This is a genomic window from Isoptericola hypogeus (assembly GCF_039531145.1).
Lineage (GTDB): Bacteria > Actinomycetota > Actinomycetes > Actinomycetales > Cellulomonadaceae > Isoptericola > Isoptericola hypogeus.
Window position 1 is genome coordinate 1 of sequence record NZ_BAAAPM010000009.1, and the last position, 8,461, is coordinate 8,461.

Genomic DNA, 8,461 nt, shown 5'->3' on the forward strand with positions numbered 1-8,461 from the left:
GCCCCCCGGGCAGGCCGGCGCGCCGGCGCGCCGGTCCCCGTTCGACTCGCAGCGCACGACGTCGCCGTTCGGCGGCACCTCGCAGGGGCCCAACGGTCTCGGCGCAGGCGTGGCCGGTGCCGGCCTCACCGCGTCCTCGGCCGCGGGGTCGACGCAGCTGCAGCCGCCCCTGTCGGCTCCCGCCTCCGGCGGGGCGCCCGCCCCGGGCCAAGGCCCGGCGGCGCCGGCGCTGCCCTGGGCGAGCCCGGTCACGGACCGCCCCGCGTCGCTGCCGCCGGCGTCCGTGGCGCCCTCGACGGGCGGCGAGGCGACCCGCGTCGCGGCCTCGCCGTTCGACGCCCTCGTGGGCGCCGAGCAGCCGGTCCGCGCCCGCTCGGCCGTCGCCCAGCCGGACGAGGACGAGGACGACGAGGACTGGGACGAGCCCGAGGCCTCGTACACCTGGCTGCACTACATCGTGCTCGTCGTCGTCGCGTTCGTCCTCGGGCTGCTGCTGTGGAAGCTGCTGCTCGACGGCCCCGACCAGTCGTTCACCACCGACGCGGCACCGGCCGCGTCCGCCACCCTCGTCGTCCCGCCGGACGTCGCGGCCCTCGACGTCGCCTCACCTGGAGGAGCAGCATGACCGCCACCGCCCGTGCCCTGGAGCTGGCCGTCGTGGCCGCCCGGGCGGCCTCGGACCGCAAGGCCCAGGAGATCATCGCCCTCGACGTGAGCGAGCAGCTCGTCCTCACGGACGTCTTCCTCATCGCCTCGGGCACCAACGAGCGGCAGGTCTCGGCGATCGTCGACGCCGTCGAGGAGGCCATGTACCGCGCGGGGTCCAAGCCGATCCGCCGCGAGGGCAAGGCGCAGGCCCGGTGGGTGCTGCTCGACTTCGGCGACGTCGTCGTGCACGTGCAGCACGCGGAGGACCGCGTCTACTACGCGCTCGAGCGGCTCTGGAAGGACTGCCCGGTCGTGGACCTGCCTGAGGACGCGCGCGGCGGCGACGGCGCGGCCGCGGCCGCGGAGTTCGGCGACGGCTCGACGGACGGGACGATCCGCCTGGCCGGCGACGACCGGTGACGGCCGGCACCGTCGTCCTCCTGCGGCATGCCCGCACGGCCTACAACGCGACCCTGCGCCTGCAGGGGCAGATCGACATCCCGCTCGACGAGGTCGGTCGCTGGCAGGCCGCGGAGGGCGGGGCCGCGCTGGCCTCGTCGCACCGGGCGACGGCGATCGTGTCCTCCGACCTGGGCCGCGCGCACGACACGGCGAGGGCCTACGCGCGCGAGCTGGAGGGCGCCGAGGTACGCACCGACCAGCGGCTGCGCGAGCGCGGCTTCGGCGCGTGGGAGGGGCTGACGGGCGAGGAGATCCGCGAGCGCTCGCCCGAGGAGTACGCGGCCTGGCGGCGCGGCGCGGACCCCGTCAGGGCGGGCGCGGAGACGAAGGCGGCGGTCGCGGAGCGCATGGCGGCCGCGGTGACCGAGCACGCCGACGCCCTCGACGACGACGCGACGCTGGTCGTCGTGTCGCACGGCGCGGCGATCTCGCTGGCCGTCACCGCGCTGCTCGGGCTCGACCCGACGACCTGGCGGGGCCTGGCGGGGATGCACAACGTGCACTGGTCGCACCTGCACCGCTCGGGTGCGCACGCCGTGCCGGCGTGGCGGCTGGTGGCCCACAACGTGGGCGCCGGCTACCCGCTCGACCAGTGGCAGGCGGGCCCGGACTGGAATTTGGAACCTGGGCCGAAGTCTGCCTAAGATATCGACGTTCCGCGGGGCGCAAGCCCGGAGGAACACACCGAATCAGACGAATCGCCCGGCCGCGCGCTGCTGCGAGAGTCGGTTCTCGGGGCTGTGGCGCAGCTGGTAGCGCACCTGCATGGCATGCAGGGGGTCAGGGGTTCGAGTCCCCTCAGCTCCACGTCAACTGAAGATCGAAAGAGCCCCGCCTCGTGGCGGGGCTCTTTCGCGTTCCTGGGCCGGGCGTGTCCTGCGCGGCGACGAGTTCCGCGGGTGGCTCGGCGAGGCCTATGGCGTCGGCTGCGGCGCGCACCTCGTCGGCCGCGGGAGCACCCGGGACCGCTGACCTCGCGGATGAAGCGCGCCATGCCGGTCGCGGCCGTGGCATGATGCCGACGACCGCGGGTCGGCGACGGCGCCGGACGCGGCGACAGTTCTCGACGGGGGAGCGTTGACCATGGCCTACGGGGACCGCCATGCCCCGTCCGTTCCCGGCACCCGGGCTGCGACGCCCGCGACCGGCACCGCGGCACCCCCGGGGGTGTCCACGGCGGGGTTCGTCGGCCGCGGCGACGAGCGGCGCGCCCTCGTCGAGGCGCTGGCCACGACGCCCGCGGTCGCCGTCGTGGCCGGGGAGTCGGGCATCGGCAAGACCCGCCTGGTCGCGGAGCTGCTGGCCGACCCGGCCATGGTGGACCGCCGCCGGGTCGTCGGGGCGTGCCGGCGGATCGGGGACCCGTTCCCCCTGGGCCCGGTCGTGCAGGGTCTGGCACCCCACGGCGAGGCGCTCGCCGGCGCGACGCTGTCGCCGGTGGCGGGAGCGCTGCGTCCGTTGCTGCCGGAGCTCTCCCACGTCCTGCCCGAGCCGCCACCGCCGCTCGACGACCGCCTGGCCGACCGCCACCGGCTGTTCCGAGGGCTGGTCGAGGTCCTGGGCGCCCTGGGTCCGGTGCTGCTCGTCGTCGAGGACCTGCACTGGGCCGACGACCAGACGCTCGAGTTCCTGGGCCACCTGACGACGGACCCTCCGCCGGGCCTCGCGCTCGTCATGACGTTCCGCGACGGGGAGACGGACGCGTCCGCGCGCCTGGTCGCGACGTCCGTCCCGTCGGACGTCGCCCAGGTCCATCTCGACCTGGCGCCCCTGGACCTGGACGAGACCCGCGTGCTCGCGGCGCGGTTCCTGGAGTTCGACGGCCTGTCGAGCGAGTTCGTGGCCTACCTGTGGGAGCGGACCTCGGGGCTGCCGCTGGCCGTCGAGGAGCTGCTCGCGCTCATGCAGTCGCGCGGGACGCTCGTGCGGCACGGGTCCGGGTGGGTGCGTCGCGCCCTCGACGAGCTCGACGTGCCGCGCCGCATCCGGGACGCGGTGCTCGAGAGGGTGGGCCGGATGTCGGTCCCGGCGCGCGCGGTGCTGGAGACGGCGGCCGTGCTGCAGGTGCCGCAGCCGCTGGACGTGCTGGTGGCGACGTCGGGCCGCAACGACGACGAGGTCCTGGCGGGGCTGGACGAGGGGCTCGACGAGCGCCTGCTCGTGGACGGCGACGCCGGGGTGCGGTTCCGCCACGTCCTGGCGGCGCAGGCGGTGTACGAGTCGATCCCCGCCACGCGCCGGCGGCAGCTGCACGGCCGCGCGGCCGAGGCGCTGGAGCCCCGGGCCGGGCACCTCCTCGGCCAGGTCGCCCACCACCTGCGGCGCGCCGGGGGAGCGGAGGTGTGGGCTCTGGCCGCGGAGCGCGCGGCGGACAAGGCGATCGAGCTGCGGCACGACGGCGAGGCCGCCCGCCTGCTGGAGGACCTGCTCCGCAACGCCCCGCTGCCGCCCGCCGACCGCGGCCGGGTGGCCCTGAAGCTCGCTCGCGCGGCGCGGGACTCCGTGTCCGCCGACCAGGGCGTGACGTCCCTGCTCATGGAGGTCCTCGAGGGCGACGTCCCCCCGGGCGTCCGCGGCGAGCTGCGCTTCCTCGTCGGCGTGCTCCTGGACCGGCACGGGGGCGACCCGGCGACCCGGCGAGACCTCTACGCCAGGGCGGTCGAGGAGCTCGCGCACCGGCTGGACCTCCAGGCGTGGGCCATGGTCGGGCTGGGCATCCCGACGGTGCCCGGCGTCCCGGCGTCCGAGCTGCGTGCCTGGTTGCACCGGGCGCTGGAGATCGTGCCCGCGGTGGACGACCCGGGCGCCCGGGTCTTCCTCTGGGCGAAGGCGGCCATGGTCCTCGTGTCCATGGGCGATCCGGCCTGGACGACGCTGGTCGACCGGGTCAGGAGGGAGACGGGCGACGAGCCCGTCACGCGCCGCGCGGTCAAGGCCTACGACTCGGTGGGGATCGAGGCGTGCTACTCCGGGCACCACCGCACGGCGGACACGCTCCTGCGAGCGGGTCTGCGCGGAGCGGCGGTCTGCGACAGCCGGATGCTCGAGCTGCGCCTGCTCCGGTCCTCCGCACTGCTCGACTACTGCACCGGGCGCTGGGACGGGCTGCGGGAGCGCGTGCGCGACCTCGCGGGCGAGCTGAGCGAGCTGCCGCACGTCCGCGCCGCCGTCGACGCCGTCGCCGGCTGCCTGGCGCTCGCCGGCGGAGACCTGGACGACGCCCGTGACCGCCTGGAGCGGGTCACCGAGGACGTCTCGGACGTGGGGGCCTACGTCCTGCTGCCGGTGCCGACCGTCGCGCTGATGCGCCTGCTCGTGGCCCGTGACGAGCAGGACGAGGCGGTCCGGGTGGGCCTGGCGGTGCTGGACGGTGCCGTGTCGTACGGGCTCGTCGCCCCGGCGGTGCGGCTCCTGCCGACCCTGACCGAGGCGATGGTGGCCTCGAGACGTCTCGACGACGCCGAGGCGTCGGTGGCCAGGATGTCGGCCCTGGTGCGCGGGCTGGACGCGCCCCTCGCGCCCGCGACGACGGCGCACGCCCGGGGACATCTCGCCGCCGCGGCGGGCGACTGCGTCGCGGCAGCGCGTCACTTCACCGCCGCCGCCGACGCGTACGACTCGCTGGCCTGCCGGTACGAGGCGGCCCACGCGGGTGAGCATGCCGCCCAGAGCCTCGTGCGCGCCGGCGACGCGGGGGCCGGGCAGGACCGGTTGGGCGGGGTGCTGGCCGCATACCGCAGCCTGGGGGCGAGCTGGGACCAGGCCAGGGCGACCCGGACCGCGCGCGGCTGGGGGATGACGGTGCCGGGTCGCCACCGGGGAGGACGGCGGGGGTACGGCGAGGAGCTCTCGCCCCGGGAGCGCGAGGTCGCGGGCCTCGTCGCGATCGGGCTGTCGAACGAGGAGATCGGGCGGGAGCTCTACCTGTCGCCGAAGACGGTCGAGAAGCACGTCAGCGCGGCGAGACGCAAGCTCGGCGCGACGAGCCGGGCGGCCGTGGCGCACCGGCTGGCGGCCTCGCCCGCGCCCTGACGCGCGGGATCCCGCGCCCGCGACGGAGATAGATGGGGGTTTCGCCCCATGGTGACGCCGCCGCGCGCCCTCGAGACTCGGGCCACCAGACCAGCCCGGGCACGCAGGAGGGTCCATGCCAGCGTCAGGATCGACCGAGCCGGAGCCGACAGGCCCGGGCGGACCGACGGTCCCGAACGACGACCGCTATTCGCGCGACGGCGTCGCCGCGCCCGGCATCGCCGCGCCCGGCGTCGCCGCGCCCGACGTCGCCCAGCCCGCGGCCCACGCCCCGTCGGGCGAGCTCGCCCGCGACCCGGAGGCCGCCGACGTCGTCCCCGAGGGCTGGTTCCCGGCGTGACCCGCACTCCGCCCCTGTTCCACACCGCACGACCCACCCAGGAGAGTGACGCATGAGTCGGTACAGGATCCGCTCGGGCCGCGCGCTGTGCGCGGCCGTCGCCGTCGCCGCGACGACGGGGCTCCCGTTCGCGATCGCGGCCCCGGCCGCGCTCGCAGCTCCCGCCCCGTCGGCCCTCGGGGACGACGCCGCGACCCTGTCCGGCGTGGTGACGGACGGGTCGGGGCACGGCTGGCCCCTCGCCGCGCAGGTGCGGGTCGTGGGCGGCGAGACGGTCGCCCACACCGATCCCGTCACCGGCGCCTACCGGCTCGCCGTGCCGGCCACGGGCGACTACGAGGTGGTCGTCGAGCCGGCCTCCGCGGGGTACCGGAGCACGACGGTGCCGGTGACGGGCGGCGCCGCGAGCCTCGACGTCGACGTGCCCGTGGACGCGGCGAACTGCGTCGCCCCGGGGTACACGGTCATGGACGAAGGGTTCGACGACGGGGTGCTCCCGACCGGCTGGGAGGTCCGGGACCACGCCGGCACCGACCGGGTGTGGGAGTTCGACGACCCGGGCGGCCGGACCAACAGGACCGGCGGCGACGGACACTTCGCCATCATCGACAGCTGGAACTGGGGTCGCGGGGGCGACCAGGACACCTCGCTGGTGAGCGCACCCCTCGACCTGCGCGGCGTCGAGAAGCCGACGCTGCAGTTCGCCACCGAGTTCCGGAGGTCGGGCTCCGAACGGGCGGAGATCGACGTCTCCCTCGACGGGGGCCAGACGTGGACGAGCGTCTGGCGGCACTGGTTCGGCAGCCTGCTGGGGCCGCGCGACCTCACGGTCGCCCTCCCGCAGGCGGCGGGGCACGACGACGTCCGCGTGCGCTGGCACTACTACGTCGGCTCGAGCGACTGGTGGTGGCAGGTCGACGACGTCGTCGTGCGGGACGCGTCCTGCCGGCCGGTCGCGGGCGGGCTCGTCGTGGGCCACGTCCGGGACGGGGTCACGGGTGAGGGCCTCGGCGGGGCCGACGTCACGCTCGACGGCGCGAGCGGCCCGCCGGCCACCTCGACCTCGGCGCCGGACGCCGCGAAGGGCGGCGCCGGCCTGTACGCGATGTTCACGCAGCGGACCGGACCGGCCACGGTCACGGCCGCCCTGGACCAGTACGTCGCGGCCGAGGCGGAGGTCCAGGTGACGCAGGGCGCCGTGACCGGGGCCGACCTGGAGCTGGGCGCGGGGCGCCTCGAGATCGTGGGCACCGACGTCGGCGACGCCGTGCCCGTGGGGGAGACCGGCGCCACCACGTTCGACATCACCAACACCGGCACGGCCCCGGCGTCCGTCGAGCTCCTCACGCGGGACCGCGGGTTCACCCTGCGCGCCCCCGACGGGGCGGAGGCCCCGTCGTCCGGCGCGGCGCCGACCGGAGGCACGGACGCGGCGGCGCCTGCGGCGGCCCTGGCCTGGGAGAGCGTCTCGGACTATCCCCTCGCGATCAAGGACAACGCGGCGAGCAGCCACGACGGCCTCGTCTACTCGTTCGGCGGCGCGACCGGGACCGGCACCACCGAACGAGGATTCGCCCTCGACCCGGCGACCGGGGTCTGGACCGAGACGGCGCCGATGCCCGAGGGCCGGGAGAGCATGTCGGGCGCGTTCGTGGACGGCCTGTTCGTCGCGATCGGCGGCTTCACCGACAACGGCGCCGGCGTGGCGGCCGAGGCGGCCGTCTACGACCCCGCGGCCGACGCCTGGACGACCGCGGCGCCGAGCCCGGCTCCCCGGGCGGCGGCCGGCACGGCCCTGCTGGACGGCAGCATCGTCGCCGTCGGCGGCTGCGGTGCAGAGGGCTGTGGGAGCACCGACGTCGTCGCCTACGACGTGACCCTCGACGAGTACACGCGCCTGGCCGACTACCCCGAGCCGGTCGCCTGGGCCGCGTGCGCCGCCGTCGACGGCCGGGTCTTCTGCTCCGGAGGCCAGGCCCCGGACGGCACCGACACCCGCTCCGGCTACCTGTACGACCCGGACACGGGCGCCTGGAGGCCGATCGCCGACGCGCCGCGGGACTTCTGGGGCGCTGGCGCCGTCGCGACGGACCGCCAGGTCGTCGTGGCCGGCGGCCTGACCGGGAAGACGGCCAACGGGCTGGCCTGGCGCTACGACCCGGCCGCCGACGCCTGGCAGATGCTGCCGTCGGCCGTTGCCCTCGGCCGCGGCGGGCTCGCCTGCGGCGTGTACCGGGTCGGGGGCACCTCCGGGAACTACCCGGACCGCCGGGTCCAGGCGCTGCCCGGCCACGACGGCTGCGTCGAGACGTCCCCGGCCAGCGGCTGGCTCCAGCCGGACCGCACCGAGGCCGTGCTGTGGCCGGGCGCCACCGTCACCGTGCACGTCACGCTGGACGCCACCGCGGTGGACCAGCCCGGCGTGCACCGGGCCCGGCTCCGGGTGCTCGAGGACACCCCGTACGACGTCGGCACGGTGGACGTCGCGATGGAGTCCACGGTCGGCCGTGCCTGGCGCCCGCTGCTGGGCGCCGTGACCGGGAAGGCGTGCGACGGCACCGTCGCCCCGCTCGACCGGGCCACCGTCGTCGTGCAGTCCGGGGCGCAGCGGTGGACGCAGGCGACCGGGGCCGACGGGCGGTTCCTGCGCTGGGTCGACCGCGCCGACCGGCGCGTGACCCTGATCGTCGGGCGGGACGGCTATGCGCCGACGACGGCCGAGGTCCGCGTCCGGGAGGACGCCGCGCACGACATCACGCTGACCCGGACCGGGTGCTGAGGACAGGGAGAGGGACGCTCATGCGAGAGCAGCGCGCACGTTCAGGAGCATCGCCGACAGCCGGGCGGGGGAGGTGGCGCCGTGGCGCGGGCCGGTCCCGCCGCGCGGCCACGGTCGTGACCACGGTCGCCGCCCTGGTGCTCGGGCTGGCGGCGCCGGCCGCGACGGCCGCGACCACGCGGGGGCCGGCCGGGGTCGCC

5 protein-coding genes, 1 tRNA gene and 2 pseudogenes are annotated in these 8,461 nt (G+C 76.5%); all 8 read left to right on the forward strand.

Annotated features, from left to right (window positions below; genetic code table 11):
- Positions 1-625: pseudogene (locus ABD254_RS17995) on the forward strand (hypothetical protein); the annotation flags it as partial.
- Entirely contained in the window at positions 622-1,068 is a 447-nt protein-coding gene (rsfS, locus tag ABD254_RS18000) for a ribosome silencing factor (RefSeq protein WP_344250087.1), read from the forward strand. The pseudogene ABD254_RS17995 and the gene rsfS, both read left to right, overlap by 4 nt.
- Complete coding sequence (locus ABD254_RS18005) at positions 1,065-1,754, forward strand: histidine phosphatase family protein (RefSeq protein WP_344250088.1); 690 nt, start codon at positions 1,065-1,067, stop codon at positions 1,752-1,754. The genes rsfS and ABD254_RS18005 overlap by 4 nt, the downstream gene beginning before the upstream one ends.
- A 90-nt stretch (positions 1,755-1,844) precedes the next feature.
- A tRNA-Ala gene (locus ABD254_RS18010) sits at positions 1,845-1,917 on the forward strand.
- Between the two features lie 276 nt (positions 1,918-2,193).
- On the forward strand, positions 2,194-5,142 hold the full coding sequence (locus ABD254_RS18015; protein WP_344250089.1) for an ATP-binding protein: 2,949 nt from the start codon (positions 2,194-2,196) through the stop codon (positions 5,140-5,142).
- A gap of 115 nt (positions 5,143-5,257) precedes the next feature.
- Entirely contained in the window at positions 5,258-5,482 is a 225-nt protein-coding gene (locus ABD254_RS18020; RefSeq protein ID WP_344250090.1) for a hypothetical protein, read from the forward strand.
- A 52-nt stretch (positions 5,483-5,534) separates the two neighbouring features.
- Positions 5,535-8,261, forward strand: coding sequence for a choice-of-anchor J domain-containing protein (locus ABD254_RS18025; RefSeq protein WP_344250091.1), 2,727 nt, complete (start codon positions 5,535-5,537; stop codon positions 8,259-8,261).
- Positions 8,262-8,281: 20 nt separating this feature from the next.
- A pseudogene (locus tag ABD254_RS18030) lies at positions 8,282-8,461 on the forward strand (hypothetical protein); the annotation flags it as partial.